The sequence below is a fragment of the Pseudophaeobacter arcticus DSM 23566 genome (genome assembly GCF_000473205.1).
In the GTDB taxonomy this organism is placed as follows: domain Bacteria; phylum Pseudomonadota; class Alphaproteobacteria; order Rhodobacterales; family Rhodobacteraceae; genus Pseudophaeobacter; species Pseudophaeobacter arcticus.
This window is the reverse complement of record NZ_KI421507.1, coordinates 3,356,554-3,373,770: the sequence shown is the minus strand read 5'-3', so window position 1 is coordinate 3,373,770 and position 17,217 is coordinate 3,356,554. Positions and strand designations below refer to the sequence as shown.

Sequence of the window (17,217 nt, the reverse complement as noted above, 5' to 3'; positions counted from 1 at the left end):
TTGTGCCGGCACAGGGTTTGCATCAGGGTTTTGACCGGGGCAGAATACTGGTGCCTTGCTTCAGGATCTCATGACATGCCCACGACCTTTCCAACCCCACAGCTGGTTATCTTTGATTGCGACGGGGTGCTGGTCGACAGTGAACGGGTGTCAAATCAGGCGCTGGTCGACAATCTGGCGGGGCATGGGCTGGAGCTGAGCCTTGAACGCTCGATGCAGCTGTTTGTCGGCGGCACCATGACCAGCGTGATGCAAAAGGCCATCAGCCTTGGGGCGGATCTGCATGATGGCTGGATTGATGAAATCTATGCGGAAACCTATGTGGCACTCAAGACCGGGGTGGATCTGACGCCGGGTGTCACCGCGCTTTTGGCGGTCCTGGATCACCATCAGATCCCCTGCTGTGTGGCCTCCAATGGCAGCGAAGACAAGATGCGCATCACGCTGGGGCAGAATGGGCTGTGGCAGCGGTTTCACCCCACTGCGATGTTTTCAGCGCATTCCCTGGGCGTGGCGAAACCGGATCCCGGTCTGTTTTTGGCTGCTGCCAGCCATTTTGGCATACAGGCACGTGACTGTCTGGTGGTCGAAGACAGCGCCACCGGGGCCATAGCGGCGGCACGGGCTGGTATGCGATGTCTTGGCTTTGCGCCCGTGGGAGGTGGTGCAGGGCTGACGGCGGCAGGGGCTGAGGTCTTTCATCTTATGTCCGATATCCCTGCCTTGATCGGGCTTTGAGACAATGTCGCTCCCCAGAAAAAGCAAAGCCCCAACCGAGCTGGTCGGGGCTTTTGATATCGTGTCACCAAGCCAGAGTGGCGCCGGGGCTGAGGTCTCAGCCGTAGGTTGGGTGGAACTTGCCGCCGGGCGACAGAGTAAAAATGTCAAACCCGTCTGAGGTGACGCCGATGGAATGTTCAAACTGCGCCGACAGGGATTTGTCACGGGTGACAGCGGTCCATTCATCGGCGAGGATCTTGGTCTCGGGACGGCCCAGATTGATCATCGGCTCGATGGTAAAGAACATGCCCTCTTCTAGCCTTGGGCCAGTTCCGGGGCGGCCGTAGTGCAGCACATTGGGCGGCGCATGAAACACCAGCCCCAAGCCATGGCCGCAGAAATCACGCACCACGCTCATGCGCTGGCTTTCAGCATAGGATTGGATGGCATGACCAATGTCGCCAAAGGTATTGCCGGGCTTCACAACCTCGATCCCCTTCATCAGGCTGTCATGGGTCACCTGGATCAGGCGCTCGGCCTTGCGGGACAATTTGCCCGCAACAAACATCCGTGAGGTATCGCCAAACCAGCCATCAACGATGACGGTCACGTCGATATTGAGGATATCGCCATCTTTCAGCTTTTTGTCGCTGGGGATACCGTGGCAGACCACATGGTTTACCGAAATGCAGCTGGCGTGCTGATAACCCTTGTAGCCGATGGTGGCAGATTTTGCTCCGGCCTCCTCGACCATATTGGTGATGATGCGGTCGATCTCTCCGGTGGTCTGTCCTGGGAAAACATGCTGTGCGATGTCATCCAGAATCTGTGCGGCCAGCTTTCCGGCCACATGCATGCCGGAAAAATCGGCCTCCTGGTAAATGCGAATGCCGTCTTTGGTGGTGCGGCCGTCTTTCGATCTCATCAAGCTGGGCTCCGTAGGCGTGTCACTTGGGGACTATGTAAGGGGATTTGGTTAAAAGAACCAGAGCCGCCGCCGGAAAACCAGCGCTGGATTGGGGGAGAAAGCTCAGGCTGTGGGCAAGCCTTGGCCGAAAGCGGTTTTATGCGCAGAAATGCATGTGGCGTAGATCAGGCCTTCGGTCCCGCAGTTCTGCAGGCTTGGGGGCAGGTACCAGAGGCAAGGGCCGACGTCAAAATGGGGGTGAGTTTCTCAATCGCAACCGCCTGGAGTTCGCCCCTGGCGGAGATGCCCCCCCGCCATGATCTGTCGGCAGGAAATTGAAGATACCCCAACCAATGGGTGGAAAATAGCCAAAGCCATGCCAGATCCTGTCCTGAAATCGGGCAGATAGACGGGACCAGATGAGGCGTCGATGCGGATGCATTTGGTTGGCCAAGAATGTTGCTTTGACAAGCCATGTGGGTGCGGTAGGTAGATCAAATGGAATTTTCTACGCCGCTCATCCCCGCGACCTTGATTCGACGCTACAAGCGATTTTTGGCCGATTGCCTGCTGCCGGACGGCCGGGAAATCACCGCACACTGCCCGAACCCCGGTTCGATGACCGGGCTGGCAGAGGCAGGGATGCGGGTCTGGTTGGAACCCAATGATGACCCCCGAAAAAAGCTGAAATACGGCTGGCGATTGGTGGATCATGAAAATGGTCATTTCTCAGGCATTGATACCTCGATTCCCAACCGTGTTTTACGCTGTGCCCTTGAGGACCAGAAAATCACCGAGTTGGCTGACTACAAAACCGTACAACCTGAAGTGAAATATGGTGAAAACAGCCGCATTGATTTCCTTTTGACCCAACCCGGTTTTCCGAAGTGTTATGTCGAGGTCAAGAGTGTCACGCTGATGCGCCAGCCGGGAGTGGCTGAGTTTCCCGATACTGTGACCAAACGGGGGACAAAACACCTCGAAGAACTGACACGGATGGTAGAACAGGGACACCGGGCGGTGATGCTCTATCTTGTGCAACGCACCGATTGCGATCGCTTCAAGCTCGCTGTTGATATCGACCCTGCCTATGCTCAAGCTTTTGATAACGCGCAAAAACGTGGCGTTGAGCGGCTTGTCTACGCCACCCGGATTAACCCACATGAGATAACTGTCGCGGCACCTCTCATGGTGGTCTGACCGAATAATTTTCCCGCATGTCTGCTTGGCATTTTCGGCCACCCGATCTAACGTGCAGTGGTAAATCATCATCAGAAGATGAAGCTCCGACGTGACGCAGACAGTGCATCGCGGGAATGTCCTTCTTCAGTTCAGCTGTGGAGGATCTCTTTTTGAATCACACCCTAAATATATGCTTTGTCCCAGGGCGCTATGCGGTTTCACGTTTGGCAGCACAGGCGGATGTCCCTGCTTGGCTGAACGGGCCTGGTTTCAGGGCCGTTATTCATTCTGACGACGAGACAACCCTCATCTGCCTTGAAGACCGGGTTCCCGTGGGGATCGAAACCGAAACTGGCTGGGCTTGTCTGCGGACAATTGGTCCTTTCCCGTTTGAGGCGGCAGGGATTGTCCAGTCGGTGATCTCGCCCCTGTCGTCCAACGGAATTGGTGTTTTTGTTGTCTGCACCTACGACGGTGAGCATGTGCTGATCCCCGCATCTGAGGCAGAGAAAGCGATACATTCCCTTGCAGCAGCCGGGCATGTTTGTGATGGCACCATGATTGAACCGGTCATTCATACAAAGCCATTGGTCGCCTCGTAAAAGCTACCATCAGGGGGCTGGATCCATCGGCTTTGGGGGCGCATGCGGCGGCGAAGTTTGTCAGCGGCACGGAAAAACCAAGGCAAGGAAGGTGTTTGCGCCCGTTTTGGCCAGAAACCGCGCGTCAGAGCAGGCCTGAGACGGGATGCCCGCTTGCCCTCGATGCAGGAGTGGCTATCTTGCAGCAAGGATCGCGCAGACTGTCGCAATAGGAGAGAGAAGATGCCCAACCCAAGTGCCGCAATGTTGGTCATCGGTGATGAAATCCTGTCCGGACGTACCCGCGACACCAATACGCATTTTCTGGCTGGTGAATTGACCAAACAGGGCATCGACCTAAAGGAAGTGCGGGTGGTCAGCGATGATGCGCCGGTGATTATTGCTGCCGTGCAAGCGCTGAGCAAAGGGTTTGACCATGTCTTTACCAGTGGCGGTATTGGCCCCACCCATGATGATATCACGGCAGATTGCATCGCAGAGGCCTTTGGGGCCGAACTTGATGTGCGCGCGGATGCCCGTGCAATTTTGGCGGCGCATTATGCCAATTCCGGGCAAGAGCTGAACGCAGCGCGCCTGCGCATGGCGCGGATCCCCGAGGGCGCGACATTGATCGACAATCCGGTTTCTTCGGCGCCGGGGTTTACCCTGGGCAATGTGCATGTGATGGCCGGAGTGCCATTGGTCTTTCAGGCCATGGTGGCCAGCGTCCTGCCGGGGTTGACCGGCGGCGAGCCCTTGCTGTCGCAAAGCCTGCGGGTGATGCGCGGCGAAGGCGATATCGCGGCATTCCTGTCGGATCTGGCAGCGCGTCACAGTGATCTGTCGATCGGCTGTTACCCGTTTCAGCACAATGGCGCCTATGGTGCCAATGTGGTTATCCGTGGTCACAATGGCGCCGGGGTGGATGCGGCAATGCGCGAGTTGGCGCAGGAAATGGAATTATGAGCATGAGTGTCACACTGACAGATCCAAAGTATTATGAGGTGGTCGAGGCCACCTGGCCCACCGCCGCCAAGCGCACAATTTGCCCTGTCACTCTGCGCGAAGGACAGGGCGGTGGCAGCCGCGTTTCGGCCGCCAGCGTTGACGGCGCGGCCTCGGTGTCTGAGATCGAGACCGCCGAACAGGCAATGCGCGCCATGGGGCAAGACTGCCTCTTTATGATCCGCGACGGTCAGGACGATCTGGATGCGCAGCTTGCCGCACGCGGCTATGTGGTGAAAGATCCGGTCAATCTCTGGGTCTGCCCGATTGAAAAGTTGACGGACCTGGAAATTCCCCGCGTCACCACCTTTGCCCTGTGGTCACCGCTGGAAATCCAGCGTGAAATCTGGATTTCCGGAGGCATTGGCCCGGAACGCCAGGCGATCATGGAACGGGCCGTCGGTCCTAAGGCGGCCTTGCTGGCGCGCTATGATGACAAACCAGCCGGCGCAGGTTTTGTGGCGGTGCATGATGGCGTCGCCATGGTGCATGCATTGGAGATCCTGGCGCACCAGCGCCGCCGTGGCATGGGGGTCTGGATGATGCGTCAGGCGGCCTTTTGGGCGGCTGAAAATGGTGCGCAGGAGATGGCGGTGCTCTGCACCAAGGAAAACGCCGGAGCAAACGGACTTTATGCCTCATTGGGCATGACCAACTGCGGGCAATACCATTACCGACATTTACCTTCAGGAGCTTAATTCATCATGACTGATCAAACAGCGCCAACCGCCTTGGATCTGCCCCCTCTGGAGCCGCTGCCTGCGGGCATGCAAAAATACTTTGGCATCTGTCAGGACAAGCTGGGTATGGTGCCCAACGTGCTGCGCGCCCATGCGTTTGATGAGAACAAGCTCAACACCTTTAGCGCGCTCTACAATGAGCTCATGCTGGGCGACAGCGGGCTGAGCAAGCTGGAGCGCGAGATGATCGCGGTGGCGGTCTCGGCGGTCAACGGCTGCTTTTACTGTCTTGCGGCCCATGGCGCTGCGGTTCGGCAGCTTTCGGGCGATCCAAAACTGGGCGAAATGCTGGTGATGAATTACCGGGTTGCCCCACTGGATGCGCGTCAACGCGCCATGCTGGATTTTGCGGTCAAGGTCACCAAAGCCAGCACCGAGATCGAAGAGGCCGACCGGGAAATCCTGCGCCAGGTTGGCTTTAGCGATCGCGATATCTGGGACATTGCCAATGTCACCGGGTTTTACAACATGTCCAATCGCGTTGCTTCGGCCACCGGCATGGTGCCAAACGACGAATACCACGCACAGTTCCGGTGAGGCAGACCAGATGAGGCTTGGCCTTGCCGTTTTGGCCCTTGGCGGCTGTCTGAGCCTGGCCGTCTCTTCGGTTTCGGCGCAGGCTCAACCGGGGGCGGCGGTGTCATTGCAGCTGCCTGATGGCGCGACAGCCCGCTCGAAGCGGGAAACAGCTATGGGCACCTATGCGCTTCCGGTTGGACCCTTTAGCGCGGCAGGCATCCCCCTGCGCCTGAAAGAAGGCCATATCCTGCGCCGGACCTGGCATTTGCAAAGCGATGCAACTGTTTTGCAGGTGTTGGATGTGCTGCGCCGCCAGCTGGTAGAGCAGGGGTATGAGATCCTGTTTCAATGCGAAACCCGCCAATGCGGGGGCTTTGATTTTCGCTTTGGCATCGAAGTTGTGCCAGCGCCTGACATGGTTGTCAGCCTGTCGGATTACCATTTTCTGGCGGCGCAAAAACCGGCATCCTCTGTGACAGGGGCCGAAGCGGCTGATGCTGCCGAGGCCACGCAGGTGGTTTCCCTTCTGGTGTCGCGGAGTGGGACGGTGACCTATATGCAATTGATCGAGGTCACGCCGGAAAAACAGGCGCCGTTGGCGCTGGTGACATCGGAAACATCTCCTCCCGCCCTTCCGCTACAAGGTCAAACACAAACCGCTTCGGGGTTGGAAAATCTGCTCGAACAACAGGGCCATGTCGTGCTGGACGGCGTGGCGTTTGGCACCGGCGGGGAAGCACTTGGCCAAGAGGCCATTGCCAGCCTGGAGAGGCTTGCAGGCTTTTTGGATGAGGCACCTAAGGCCCAGGTGCTGATTGTTGGTCATACCGACAGTGTTGGCGGGCTTGAGGATAACAAGTCCCTGTCGCTGCGGCGGGCACAGGTGGTCAAAGAGACTTTGGTGCAGACCTATGGTGTCGCGGAGGCGCGTATTGCAGTTGCCGGAGCCGGCTTTATGGCGCCGATTGCCAGCAATCTCACCGCTGCCGGGAGGGAGCAAAACCGCCGGGTAGAGGTGGTTCTGCTCTCCAGGTAAGCCAGGCCTTGCCCCGAGAGGCCGCGCCAATGAGAGCGCTATCCTTTCTGCGCGGAGGTCAGCCGAAAACTGCCCCCGCCTGAGCAAGAGCAGTCTTGAGAAGAAAGCAGCCTTGGAAGCTGGGCTGCCAATCAGGCGGACTGTCGCCACTCTTCGGTATCTTTGCCTGCAAAGGAATGCGCCAGAAAGTCGATAAAGGCACGGACCTTGGGCTGGGTGAACTTGCCCGGAGGATAGACTGCATAGATGCCTTGGGTCTCGACTGGCAGGTTGGGCATAACGTCTTCGACCAGCCCCTCGGCCATCGCTTCGGAATAGAGGTAGCTGGGCAGATAGGCGATGCCCAAGCCCGAGATCGCAGCATTGAGCAGAGATTGCCCATCGTTCACCGACAGCCAGCCGGTGGTGCGCACCTGACGCTTTTCACCAGAGGGCGCGGTGATCTTCCATACATTGCCGCTGGACTGGTTGGAATAGTGCAAAAGCTTATGGCTGTTCAGATCGTCGATCTTTTGCGGTCGGCCAAATTGCTCCAGGTAACCCGGTGAGGCGATCATCCGTTTGGTGGTCTCGGTGAGCTTGCGGGCCTTGAGTGAGCTGTCTTCCAGCTCGCCAATGCGCAGAGCCATGTCAAAGCCTTCTGAAATCAGTTCTACATAGCGGTTGTTCAGGACCATATTGACGGTGATATCGGGGAAATCCCGCAGGAAATCCGACAGCACCGGCGATAGATGGTTGACGCCAAAATCAGTTGCCACCGAAATCCTGAGCAACCCCGAAGGCGCCGATTGCATAGAGGAAACAAGCGCGTCAGCTTCACCGGCATCGTTCAGCACGCGTCTGGCGCGGTCGTAATAGGCAAGGCCGATTTCCGTCGGCGACACGCGGCGCGTGGTGCGGTTCAGCAGCCGGGCGCCAAGGCGGGTCTCCAGACTGGAAACATGTTTCGATACGGCGGATTTTGAAATCCCCATCTTCTTTGCCGCGTCGGTGAACCCGCCCTGGTCCACGACATTGGCAAAGGCCTCCATTTCGGTCAGCCGATCCATTCACAGGTCCTCTCGTTGTATCTTCTCGACCTGTGTTTGGCGCTGAATTCGGGCAAGAACGGGGCAGTGATGGGATAATTGCAGGGTTTTTCCAAAACCGTTCATGCGTTGGAAACTGTCGCACAATGGGGCGATTTTGGGCGTTTAGTTCATGAAGTCAGACCGGTAGCCGAAATTTGCAGCAGCAGTGATATGGCGACCAGCGGCGACGATTGAGGGGAAATTCCAGACAGAGTAGGGGGCGTGACCTGAGCCCTGGATCAAAACATGCGCCGCGCCAGCAAGTTTCTTTACAAACATTCAAAGAGCCGCGTGAGCCGCGTCCACCCCACCCCCAGATTTCCGCAGATCAACATAACGAGATGTACACTCTTTCTGCATAAACCCAGAGCTAGGAAATATCAGATTCGTAAAGGTTGGTCGCTCATGCATCGGTTTTCTCTGCGTACGCAGGTTTTCATTTTGGGGGGCGCTTTTGTCGCCATGCTCGCCGTGGTTGCAGGGATCTCCTGGCTTGTCAGCCATCGTTTGACAGAAAGCATCTATCAATCCCGCCTGGTTGTCGCACAGCTAAAGAGCCTGGATGACATGAAAGAGGATATCGAACAGGGACTGGCGGATCTATTGGCCTATACTGGTGGCGACAACGAAGGCTTAGCGGGGCTGCGCGGCAATATCGACGAGGTTGCCACAGAGATTGCCGGTGCCGAGGACCGCTTTGTGAAGGTTTCCTCTGCAAATGCCGTACAGGCCGATGTTTATGAATCTGTCATGGCTCTGACGCCAACCATCGAAGGCTTCACAACTTCGCTTACTGCACTTGAAAAGACAGAGCCCGGCGCGGCACGTCGGGAATTTGCCTATGCCCAAGTTGTGCCGGCCATTGCCCATCTTCGTGATTCTGTGGATGCCATGCAGGACATCATGGGGGGGCGAAAGCAGGTGGTTGAAGATCAAATCACCAATTTGATCGCGCGCAGCGAGCTTGTGCAGCTGAGCACCAACATAGCGGCAATGGTGGGCGCGCTGGTCATGGCGCTGGTATTTGGGCAGTTGCTGAGCAGGCCTATTGTTGCAGCTGCGCGCTCTGTGAACAGATTGGTGGAAGACGACTATCAAAGTGAGATTGAAGATACCCATCGCCGGGATGAGGTCGGGGCCATTGCCCGCAACCTTGCGGATCTGCGGGAACGGCTGGATCAGGCAAAATCGATCGAGGCGAAAAACCAGCAGGAAAACGAGCGCCGGGTTGAACTGTTCCATGTTCTCAGTGCGTCCATGGCTGGTCTGAAATCGGGTGATTTGCAGCAGCGGATCACGGCTGGTGACTGGGTGGACCTGGGCGAGAGCTACGAAATGCTCTGCATCGACTTTAACGACCTCGCCGGGGCTTTGGGAGAGCTGGTGCAAGAACTCAGCATGAGCTCAGGGGCGGTGGGCCAGAATGCTCAGGGGCTTTCCACGATGTCTGATGAGATGTCGCATCGGGCCGAAACCCAGGCTGCGACGCTGGAAGAATCCGCTGCGGCCTTGGAGCAATTGTCGGCAAGCGTGCAATCCGCAGCAGAGCAGGCACAGGCAGCCGATGAACTGGCTGCCGAAGGCCGCAGGCGGGCGGAGCAGGGTGGCACTGTCATGCAGGAGGCCATGCAGGCGATGAGCTCCATTGCTGAGTCTTCTGAAAACATCAGTAAAATCATCACGGTGATTGATGACATCGCCTTCCAGACCAGTCTGTTGGCCCTGAACGCCGGGGTTGAAGCGGCCCGTGCAGGGGAAGCAGGTCGCGGTTTTGCGGTTGTGGCCTCGGAAGTGCGCGGTCTTGCCCATCTGGCGGCAAAATCGGCAAATGACATCAAAGGTCTGGTGACCAATAGCTCAAAGCAGGTCGAAGATGGTGAGCGCCTGGTGCAAGCCACCAGCGAGACGCTGGCGCAGATTGTCGAAAGCGTAACGAGCGTTTCTGAACGGGTCTCTTCGATTGCCGCTTCGGCAACCGAACAGGCTTCTGGTCTGCGCGAGATCAACATTGGTGTTGCCCAGCTGGACAAGGTCACGCAGGAAAATGCGGCCATGGTGCAAGAAACCAGCAGCGCCAGCCAGAAGATGAAAGACGAAGCATCGCGGTTGTCAAACCTTTTGCAAAGGTTTGCCGGGGCTGGTGAGGCGCAGCGAGACGTGGCCTGATCTCCCCCGTTTATTCAGGGGGCAAAGGACCTGACACTATGAAGGCTTCGCTCCAGAGCGAAGCCTTTGTGCTGTGTGATTGGCTAGGGTCGGGATACCAAAAACAGGAATCCTACCGTGCTTACATGTATTATTCGCTATCAAATTGACCCAACAAAAACAGAGGCCTTTCGCCAATATGCGCGAAATTGGGGGGAGGCCATTCCCCGCAATGGCGCCGATCTGATTGGCTATTTTGCCCCTCATGAAGGATCTGCAACCCAGGCCTACGGGATATATAACATTGCGGACCTTGCCAGCTATGAGCGCTACCGGGCCCGGCTGGCGGCTGATCCGCTGGGGCAAGAGAACTACGCCTTTGCGCAGCGGGAGCGGTTTATCTTGCGGGAGGAGCGCAGTTTTCTAAAACTGGCCTCAACGCCAGATGTCCCCACACTAGGAGAGAGCAAGTGATAGCCGTGATTTTTGAAGTCCAGATCGCCGAGGGGCAAAAGCCCAGCTATCTTGAGGTGGCGGCGGAACTGAAACCGCTGCTGGAGGAGATTGACGGCTTTATTTCGGTGGAGCGGTTCCAAAGCCTCAGCCAGCCGAACAAGCTGCTGTCCCTGTCCTTCTTTCGCGATGAACAGGCGGTGCAGGATTGGCGGCAATTGACACAGCATCGCGCCGCACAGACCAAAGGCCGGGGTGGTATTTTTGCAGACTACCGTCTCAAGGTGGCAGAGGTCTTGCGCGACTATGGCATGCGGGACCGTCATGAGGCTCCACAGGATAGCCAAGCCGCCAACCAAGCGATTTGACGCCCCGAAAAGGGGCTTCTCCCGCCCGTCGTTGGCTTTTGGCAAAGCCGCCTCCCGTTGGGGGTAGCGCCGCGCGCGATGCGCGCGGCGCTACCCCCAAGGTCGCACGGAAGGTGGCCTGGCTTTGCCAGGACATCTGCGGGCGCGGGAGGGTTTGGCCCTAAAGGGGGTCCAAAGGCCTAGAGAGTGGCGGCCAATCGGGTTCCCTGATTGATGGCGCGTTTTGCATCCAGCTCTGCGGCAACATCGGCGCCACCGATGACATGGCAGGGCACCCCTTTGGCCTCTAGTGCGTCTGCAAGGCTTCGGTCAGATACCTGTCCGGCGCAGAGCACAAAGGTATCCGCTGCAATCACGCTAGGGTTTTCGCGCGCCTCGCCAAAGCTGACATGCAGCCCCTCGTCGTCGATACGTTCGTAGTTCACGCCGCCAACAAAGTTCACACCTTTCATTTTCAGCGTGGCCCGGTGGATCCAGCCGGTGGTTTTGCCCAGGCCTTTGCCATGGGCCTGGGCCTTGCGTTGCAACAGGGTGACTTCACGGGCAGGGGCCTCGGGTTGCGGGCCCTCGGGAGCAAGGCCAGAGCGATGCTCTGCCGGGTCGGCAACACCCCATTCTTTCATCCAAAGCGGCAGGTCTTTGGTTGGGCTTTTGCCCTCGTGCAGCAGGTATTCGCTGATATCAAAGCCAATGCCGCCAGCGCCAATCACCGCAACCCTCTTGCCGACGGGTTTCTTGTGGCGCAGCACGTCGATGTAGCTCAGTACTTCGGGCCGGTCCTGGCCGGGAATGGCCGGGTCGCGCGGGATGACGCCGGTGGCGATGATCACCTCGTCATAGCCGCTGAGATCCGCAACCGAGACGTCGCGCCCCAGTTCCAGGGTGATCCCGGCCTCGGACACCATGGTGCGATACCAATCGACAAAGCCCCAGAATTCTTCCTTGCCGGGCACCTGTTTTGCCATGTTGAGCTGGCCGCCGATCTCATCCGCCCTATCAAAGAGGGTAACCCGGTGACCGCGCTCGGCTGCGGCCAGTGCAGTTGACAACCCGGCAGGACCGGCGCCCACAATCGCCACGGATTTGACGACATCTGCCTTGCCAAGCACCAGCTCGGTCTCGTGGCAGGCCATGGGGTTGACCAGGCATGAGGTCAGCTTGCCGCCAAAGGTATGGTCGAGACAGGCCTGATTGCAGCCTATGCAGGGAGCAATCTGATTGCCCTTGCCGGCCTTGGCCTTGGCAACAAAATGCGCATCCGCCAACATCGGTCGCGCCATTGACACCATATCGGCGCAGCCGGTGGCCAGCACCTCTTCGCCCACTTCTGGCGTGTTGATCCGGTTCGAGGTGATCACCGGGATCGAGACCTTGCCCATCAGTTTCTTGGTGACCCAGGCAAAGGCCGCGCGCGGAACGGATGTGGCGATTGTTGGAATGCGCGCTTCGTGCCAGCCAATGCCGGTGTTGATGATGGTGGCACCGGCCTTTTCTATCTCTTGGGCCAGTTGCACCACCTCATCATGGGTCGAGCCATTGGGCACCAGGTCGATCATCGACAGACGATAAATGATAATGAAGTTGGTCCCAACCGCCTCGCGGGTGCGACGCACCACCTCAATGGGCAGCCGCATGCGGTTTTCATAAGATCCGCCCCAGCGGTCGGTGCGCTTGTTGGTATGGGTGACCAGGAACTGGTTGAGAAAATAACCCTCAGACCCCATGATCTCCACCCCGTCATAGCCCGCTTGCTGGGCAAGCACGGCCGCATTGACGATATCTGCGATCTGCTTCTCAATACCTTCTTCGTCCAGCTCATTGGGCGGGAAGGGAGAGATCGGCGATTTCACCGGGCTGGGGGCGACACATTTGGGACCGTAGGAATACCGGCCCGCATGCAGGATCTGCATGGCGATCTTGCCACCGGCCTCATGCACGCGTTTGGTGACAATGGCGTGGCTGGCGACCTCCTCGTCCGTGGTCATCATCGAGGCCCCAGGCAGGACCGAGCCTTCAAGGTTGGGGCCAATGCCGCCGGTGACCATCAGCCCAACATCGCCGCGGGCACGTTCCGCGTAGAATTCCGCCACCCGGTTCCAGTCCTTGGTTTCTTCCAGACCGGTGTGCATAGAGCCCATCAGCACACGGTTTTTCAGTGTGGTAAATCCAAGATCCAGCGGCGCCAGAAGATTTGGGTACGCAGTCATGACACTCTCCCTTGTCGTTATGGACAAAACTGCCCTGCGCGCACGGGCTTGTCACGTCTCAACGCGGCGTCACCCCCTTGCCTGCCCCGGCGACACCGGGTCTAAAGGGGGGAAATCACTTTCCCGCATCGGCACCTTTGAACGCCGCCCCTAGCCAAGGACCCCCAGATGACGCCGCAAGAGATCGCAAAGCTGCCCTATCGCCCCAATGTCGGTATCATGCTGATCAATGCCAAAAACGAGGTCTTTGTGGCGCAGCGCAAAGACCGGTTTCAGGAGGCCTGGCAAATGCCGCAAGGTGGGATCGACCGGGGCGAAGACGCCCGCCTTGCGGCCCTGCGCGAGCTGGAGGAAGAAACCGGAGTGACCCAGGATCTGGTTGAAATCATCGCCGAAAGCGACGGCTGGCTGCCCTATGAACTGCCGCATGACGTGGTGCCAAAGTTCTGGGGCGGTAAATATCGCGGCCAGGAACAGAAATGGTATCTGATGCGCTTTCTTGGTCGTGACGAACAGATCAATATCGAGACCGAGCACCCGGAATTTTCGGCTTGGTGCTGGCAGCCGGTGGATCAGCTGGTGGAAAAGATCGTCCCCTTCAAGCGCGAGGTCTACGCCCGCGTGGTTCAGGAATTTGAGGCGCATTTTTGAGCATCAGAGGTTCAAACACCAAAGGATGGGGTTAGGTCTGCGGGCGTTGGGGGGTCTTTTCCTGTCATGGCACCGGTGTGCGAGAGGTAATTTTGCCTGCCAGCGCAATCCTGTGCGATCCTGCGCGATCCTGTGCCGCCCTGTAATCCAGCTGACCCCAGTCCTGCCAGTTACGAGGCTGCTCTCGCCTTGGGGCGGCGAAAGCGCAGGTTTGATTGCCCCAGCCAGAGACTAAACAAGGCCAGGGCCGCGCCTGTGATCTGCATCGGGGAAAGGCTTTCGCCCAGAACGCTCCACCCCAACAGCACGGCCGAGAGCGGGCTCAGGACCCCCAGGAGCGACACCTTGGCAGGCTCGATCCGGGCCAATCCGCGAAACCAGAGGATATAGGTCAGGGCGCCACCGATCAGGCTCATATAGGCTAGGCCGACGAGGTTGCCGCCAGTCAGCAGGGGCAGGCCTTCCAGGCTTGGGGCGGCAAAGGGGATCAGGAGCAGCCCGCCGGCCGTCAATTGCCAGGCGGTAAAGGTGAGCGGGGGCACCGGTGGCTGCCATTTGCGGGTCAAAACTACCCCTGCGGCCATGGATATCGCGCCACCCAGACCAGCCAAAACGCCCCAGAAATCAAGAGCTGCCGCCGGGGTCAGCACCAGCAGGGCGACGCCAACGATGCTGAGCCCTGCAGCCAGCAGGGCGGTGGGCCGAATTGGCGTTTGCAGGGCATAGGCCGAGAAAAACACCACCAACAATGGCTGCGCCGCACCCAGCGTTGCCGCCACGCCCCCCGGGAGCCGATAGGCGGAGACAAAGAGCAGGGTCCAAAACAGCGAGAAGTTGAGCGCCGCCAGCACCAGCAGCTTTGGGATCCAGGCAAGGGGCGGCAACTGGCGAACAATGAGCAGCAGGATCAGCCCGGCGGGCAGGGCGCGTAACAGCGCCACCAAGAGCGGTGATTGCCCCGGCAGCAGGCTGGTCGTCACGATATAGCTGCTGCCCCAAATGGCGGGGGCGAGCGCAGTGAGAAACAAATCCAAACGGGCCATATCCTAAGTCTCCTGAGTTTATCTTGATGTCAAGATATCTGGGTTTGTCTTGACATCAAGATAAATTTTTGAACAGGCTATGTGCATGGAGCATGTGGATTTCATTACCGGCCAATGGGCACGCGAACGGCCCGACCTGGATGTGAGCGCCATGGGGATTATTGGCCGGGTTGCCCGGCTTTATCTTGCTTATCAGGAGGGGATGCAGGCAACCTTTGCGCGGTTTGGCCTGAATGCGGCCAAATTTGACGTGCTGGCCACCCTGCGCCGCTCGGGCGCGCCCTATCGGCTTTCACCGGGGGATTTGCTCAAGGCAACCATGGTCGCCTCTGGCACCATGACCAACCGGATTTCCCGGCTCGAAGCCGAAGGTCTGGTGCTGCGCCAAATCAACCCCCAAGACAGCCGCAGTTTTCTGATCGAACTCAGCGCCGAAGGCCTGGCTTTGATTGACCAGGTTGTGGAGGAACATGTCGCAACGCAGGAGCGCCTGCTGGCCGCAATGCCCAAGGAAGAGCGTTCAGCCTTCAAAATCTTGCTGTCTCGGGCGCAGGCGGCGGTGGACAAATCAGGAGGCTAGGGCGCGCCCGGCTGTGTGATTTGGGCCAAGATCCTGGAAGACAAGACCTTGGAAGAAAAGAGCGCCAGGGCGCGGGGTGGCTTTGCCACCCCGCGCTGGGCCCAACGGGAGCCCTCCCGCCTCCGGCGAGAGGGGCGACGGGCGGGAGAGCTCGCTTGGTGAAAAATCCAAGTGCCGTGGTTACAGCAGGCCGGCCTCGCGGAGCAGATCCAGCATATTGCTCTCGGGGCGTGGTCCGATATGGCTGATGACCTCTGCAGCGCAGATATTGCCAATCTTGGCGCAGGTCTCCAGGTCACGGCCCTTGGCGAGACCAAACAGGAACCCGGCAGCAAACTGATCGCCGGCCCCTGTTGCATCCAGGGGAACTATCTTGGTGACCGGGACGTCCAGTCGGGTCTCACCGCTGATCACGGTGACGCCATCGCCAGAGCGGGTGCAGACCACCAGCGGGCAAATCGCCGCGGTTTTGGCCAGGCCCACTTCCAGGTCATCGGTCTCAAACAGCGATTTGATCTCGTCTTCGTTGCCGATGACAAAATCCAGATCATGCTCGATCAACGCCAGAAAATCCGCCCGGTGCCGTTCAACACAGAAGGGATCCGATATGGCGATACCGGATTTGCCCCCGCCCTGGCGGCAATCCCGTGCGGCTTCCATAAAGGCGGATTTGCCCTTGTCCTTGTCAAACAGATAGCCTTCCAGGAACATGATCTGGGCGCTGCCCGCCACCTCGTTTGGCACATCGGCGCTGCCCAGCTCGGAGGAAATGCCAAGATAGGTGTTCATTGAGCGTTCGCCATCCGGCGACACAAAGATCATTGATCGCGAGGTCGGCAGCTCGCCGCCCGCAACGGGTGGGTTCACAAAATCAACGCCGTCTTCGTTCATCGCATTGGCATAAAAGTGACCCAGCGCGTCGTCATGTACCCGACCAATAAAGGCCGCGTCCAGGCCCAGAGCCCCGGCGCCAGCGATGGTATTGGCGACCGATCCACCGGGGGTCTGCACCCGGTTTTCCATGGCGCCATACAGCACTTCGCCCCGTTCCCGCTCGATCAGCTGCATGATGCCTTTTTCGATGCCCATATGGGCCAGAAAACTGTCATCACTTTGCGAGATGACGTCGACAACCGCATTGCCGATGCCAACGATTTGGTAGGTTTTCATAGGTTCTTGTCCTCATATTGACAGAGATCGCGGATCAGGCAGGTGCCACACAGCGGCTTGCGCGCCTTGCAGTGATAGCGCCCATGCAGGATCAGCCAATGATGTGCATGTTGCTGAAAATCAGCGGGAATATTGTCCTCAACGGCGCGCTCCACCGCATCGACATCCTTGCCAGGGGCTATGCCAGAGCGGTTGCCGACGCGAAAGATATGGGTATCGACGGCCTGCGCGGGCTGGTGCCACCACATGTTCAAAACCACATTGGCGGTCTTGCGGCCAACGCCGGGCAGGGACTGTAGCGCCGCGCGGGAGTTTGGAACTTCGCCGTCATAGTCATCCACCAGGATCTGGCTGAGCTTGATCACATTCTTGGCCTTCTGGCGAAACAGGCCAATGGTTTTGATATGTTCGGTGACGCCTTCAAGGCCGAGATCCAGCATCTTTTGCGGGGTATCCGCGATTTTGAACAGCGCGCGGGTGGCTTTGTTTACACCTGCATCGGTTGCCTGCGCTGACAGGGCCACGGCCACCACCAGCGTGTAGACATTGACATGCTCCAATTCGCCCTTGGGCTCTGGTTCTGCTGCCTGAAATCGCGAAAAGATCTCGCGGATGGTATGATAATCGAGTTGCTTTGCCATAAGCCGACTTATTGCCGTTTTGCCCAACACCCCGCAATGCCAAAGCGCCGACGCGGTTTACAAGGGCTTTCCGGCTTGTTCTTTGGCCACAGCGCTGCATCAAAAGCTTGGCCTGGGCTGCGCCGGGGGGGAAGGCAGAGATTTTCGCAAGTTTCGGGTCGCTGGCCGGGGCCTCTAGGCACTATGGTCAGATCAGGCA

The 17,217-nt window shown here is 58.4% G+C and carries 19 protein-coding genes; 12 read left to right on the top strand and 7 right to left on the bottom strand.

The window, feature by feature from the left end; all coding sequences use genetic code 11:
- Positions 1-75: 75 nt before the first annotated feature.
- Entirely contained in the window at positions 76-738 is a 663-nt protein-coding gene (locus ARCT_RS0120760) for an HAD family hydrolase (protein WP_027241795.1), read from the top strand.
- Between the two features lie 97 nt (positions 739-835).
- On the opposite strand, the gene map is transcribed toward ARCT_RS0120760, so the two are convergent.
- Positions 836-1,645, bottom strand: coding sequence for a type I methionyl aminopeptidase (map, locus tag ARCT_RS0120755; RefSeq protein ID WP_027241794.1), 810 nt, complete (start codon positions 1,643-1,645; stop codon positions 836-838).
- Between the two features lie 480 nt (positions 1,646-2,125).
- On the opposite strand from map, the gene sfsA reads away from it, so the two are divergent.
- From sfsA to ARCT_RS0120725, 6 genes are all read left to right on the top strand, one after another.
- Complete coding sequence (gene sfsA, locus ARCT_RS0120750) at positions 2,126-2,827, top strand: DNA/RNA nuclease SfsA (protein WP_027241793.1); 702 nt, start codon at positions 2,126-2,128, stop codon at positions 2,825-2,827.
- 116 nt (positions 2,828-2,943) lie between these two features.
- Entirely contained in the window at positions 2,944-3,411 is a 468-nt protein-coding gene (locus ARCT_RS26640; protein ID WP_051360919.1) for an ACT domain-containing protein, read from the top strand.
- A 222-nt stretch (positions 3,412-3,633) separates the two neighbouring features.
- Entirely contained in the window at positions 3,634-4,356 is a 723-nt protein-coding gene (locus ARCT_RS0120740) for a competence/damage-inducible protein A (protein WP_027241792.1), read from the top strand.
- Between the two features lie 2 nt (positions 4,357-4,358).
- Positions 4,359-5,093 carry a GNAT family N-acetyltransferase gene (locus ARCT_RS0120735; protein ID WP_027241791.1) on the top strand — a complete coding sequence of 245 codons (735 nt, stop codon included), beginning with the start codon at positions 4,359-4,361 and terminating at the stop codon, positions 5,091-5,093.
- Positions 5,094-5,099: 6 nt separating this feature from the next.
- Entirely contained in the window at positions 5,100-5,672 is a 573-nt protein-coding gene (locus ARCT_RS0120730) for a peroxidase-related enzyme (protein WP_027241790.1), read from the top strand.
- A gap of 10 nt (positions 5,673-5,682) precedes the next feature.
- Positions 5,683-6,690: an OmpA family protein gene (locus tag ARCT_RS0120725; protein WP_051360918.1), complete on the top strand. Its 1,008-nt coding sequence runs from the start codon at positions 5,683-5,685 to the stop codon at positions 6,688-6,690.
- A gap of 131 nt (positions 6,691-6,821) precedes the next feature.
- On the opposite strand, the gene ARCT_RS0120720 is transcribed toward ARCT_RS0120725, so the two are convergent.
- Complete coding sequence (locus ARCT_RS0120720) at positions 6,822-7,739, bottom strand: LysR family transcriptional regulator (RefSeq protein ID WP_027241788.1); 918 nt, start codon at positions 7,737-7,739, stop codon at positions 6,822-6,824.
- Positions 7,740-7,883: 144 nt separating this feature from the next.
- On the bottom strand, positions 7,884-8,039 hold the full coding sequence (locus ARCT_RS28135; RefSeq protein ID WP_154665410.1) for a hypothetical protein: 156 nt from the start codon (positions 8,037-8,039) through the stop codon (positions 7,884-7,886).
- Between the two features lie 126 nt (positions 8,040-8,165).
- Here ARCT_RS28135 and ARCT_RS0120715 point away from each other — a divergent pair, with 126 nt between their 5' ends.
- From ARCT_RS0120715 to ARCT_RS0120705, 3 genes are all read left to right on the top strand, one after another.
- Positions 8,166-9,926: a methyl-accepting chemotaxis protein gene (locus ARCT_RS0120715; protein ID WP_027241787.1), complete on the top strand. Its 1,761-nt coding sequence runs from the start codon at positions 8,166-8,168 to the stop codon at positions 9,924-9,926.
- A 117-nt stretch (positions 9,927-10,043) separates the two neighbouring features.
- Positions 10,044-10,379 (top strand): NIPSNAP family protein, encoded by a 336-nt coding sequence (locus tag ARCT_RS0120710; RefSeq protein ID WP_027241786.1) that lies wholly within the window; start codon positions 10,044-10,046, stop codon positions 10,377-10,379.
- Positions 10,376-10,726: an antibiotic biosynthesis monooxygenase family protein gene (locus ARCT_RS0120705; protein ID WP_027241785.1), complete on the top strand. Its 351-nt coding sequence runs from the start codon at positions 10,376-10,378 to the stop codon at positions 10,724-10,726. Before ARCT_RS0120710 ends, ARCT_RS0120705 begins: the two co-directional genes overlap by 4 nt.
- Before the next feature lie 179 nt (positions 10,727-10,905).
- Here ARCT_RS0120705 and ARCT_RS0120700 read toward each other — a convergent pair whose 3' ends face one another.
- Positions 10,906-12,933, bottom strand: a complete 2,028-nt coding sequence (locus tag ARCT_RS0120700; RefSeq protein ID WP_027241784.1) for an NADPH-dependent 2,4-dienoyl-CoA reductase — start codon at positions 12,931-12,933, stop codon at positions 10,906-10,908.
- 168 nt (positions 12,934-13,101) lie between these two features.
- On the opposite strand from ARCT_RS0120700, the gene ARCT_RS0120695 reads away from it, so the two are divergent.
- Positions 13,102-13,584, top strand: coding sequence for an RNA pyrophosphohydrolase (locus ARCT_RS0120695; RefSeq protein ID WP_027241783.1), 483 nt, complete (start codon positions 13,102-13,104; stop codon positions 13,582-13,584).
- Between the two features lie 170 nt (positions 13,585-13,754).
- Here ARCT_RS0120695 and ARCT_RS0120690 read toward each other — a convergent pair whose 3' ends face one another.
- Positions 13,755-14,627: an EamA family transporter gene (locus ARCT_RS0120690; RefSeq protein WP_027241782.1), complete on the bottom strand. Its 873-nt coding sequence runs from the start codon at positions 14,625-14,627 to the stop codon at positions 13,755-13,757.
- An 85-nt stretch (positions 14,628-14,712) separates the two neighbouring features.
- Between ARCT_RS0120690 and ARCT_RS0120685 the strand changes: the two genes are divergently transcribed.
- Positions 14,713-15,207 carry a MarR family winged helix-turn-helix transcriptional regulator gene (locus ARCT_RS0120685; RefSeq protein ID WP_027241781.1) on the top strand — a complete coding sequence of 165 codons (495 nt, stop codon included), beginning with the start codon at positions 14,713-14,715 and terminating at the stop codon, positions 15,205-15,207.
- A 180-nt stretch (positions 15,208-15,387) separates the two neighbouring features.
- On the opposite strand, the gene ARCT_RS0120680 is transcribed toward ARCT_RS0120685, so the two are convergent.
- Complete coding sequence (locus ARCT_RS0120680) at positions 15,388-16,377, bottom strand: adenosine kinase (RefSeq protein ID WP_027241780.1); 990 nt, start codon at positions 16,375-16,377, stop codon at positions 15,388-15,390.
- On the bottom strand, positions 16,374-17,018 hold the full coding sequence (gene nth, locus ARCT_RS0120675; RefSeq protein ID WP_027241779.1) for an endonuclease III: 645 nt from the start codon (positions 17,016-17,018) through the stop codon (positions 16,374-16,376). The genes ARCT_RS0120680 and nth overlap by 4 nt, the downstream gene beginning before the upstream one ends.
- Between the last annotated feature and the right edge of the window lie 199 nt (positions 17,019-17,217).